General features: G+C 32.1%; 1 protein-coding gene. It reads right to left on the bottom strand.

The window, feature by feature from the left end; all coding sequences use genetic code 11:
* Positions 1 to 51 precede the first annotated feature (51 nt).
* The coding region (locus FPG59_RS16255) for a serine hydrolase domain-containing protein (RefSeq protein WP_369596832.1) at positions 52 to 1,099 on the bottom strand (1,048 nt) is incomplete at its 5' end.

Below are 1,099 nucleotides of genomic sequence, written 5' to 3'. Positions count from 1 at the left end.
AAGTAATACTTTTTGAAATTGTAAAACACTTTTATTTTCTGTAATAATAATTTATCTGATAACAGCATTTATTTTACTCCAAAGGGCATTGTCAAAACCAGAAACTGCAAAGTTAGGATTTGTTGGGTCTGAAGCATTTCCCATTCTAACGATTACCATTTTCTTACTTGGAATAACATAAATTCTTTGATCGCTTGCTCCCATTGCTGCATACATATCAGCAGGTGCATTAGGTACAAGTGAACCTTGAAATACGGTTTGTTCACCAGGAATCATAGCACTCGTTTTACCGTTTAACCACCATAAGTAGCCGTAAGATGGATTTATATTTTGAGATGTATTTACACTTTCGTTAAAAAAAGATTCGTTTACAATTGTTTCATTATTCCATTTTCCTTTATTTAAAGCTAATAGTCCAAATCGCGCCATACTTTTTGTTGTACTATGGTATATTGTGAAAATAGTTCCAAAATTCCAAAAGCCATCCATACCAATTTTATTTTTTAATTTTTCATTAAAATAAGTTTCAAATGGTTTATTGCTAGCTTTTGCAATCACATCAGTTAATTTCTGAAAAACATTACTATAAGCCCATCGAGTATTGGCATCAGCAATGTAAGTTATATTTGATTTTATCATGAATTGTTTACTGTCATCATTTCCTGAAGTCATGGTCAATAAATTACGAACTTGGATTAGATCTTCCTTAGGTAATGGCATACTAGTCCATTCCGTACTCAGGTAGTTAGATACTTTGGTATTCAAGTTTACGAGTCCTTCTTGCACTGCTATACCTGTTGTAGTTGCTACAAGTGTTTTACCTGCGCTATTCCATTCCCATGTATCTATTGCTGTATGACCATTAAAATATTCCTCCATTACTATTCTTCCGTTTACAAGAATTAGAAAAGATTTTGTGTTTTTTTGGATTAAAAAATCTTTTAATGGCTGTATTGCACTTTGATTCCAATTTAAACTAGCACTTGAAGTTGTTTCCCAGTTAGAACTTGTATTTGACGGAAAATACATTTCAGTTGAAGGAGTTGGATCAACTACTTCATTATTATTGCTACAGCTGCTTACTAGTACAATACATAGT

This window comes from Flavobacterium sp. FPG59, assembly GCF_002150205.1.
Lineage (GTDB): Bacteria > Bacteroidota > Bacteroidia > Flavobacteriales > Flavobacteriaceae > Flavobacterium.
The sequence above is the reverse complement of the archived record's forward strand: the minus strand, read 5'-3'. Positions and strand labels throughout refer to the sequence as shown.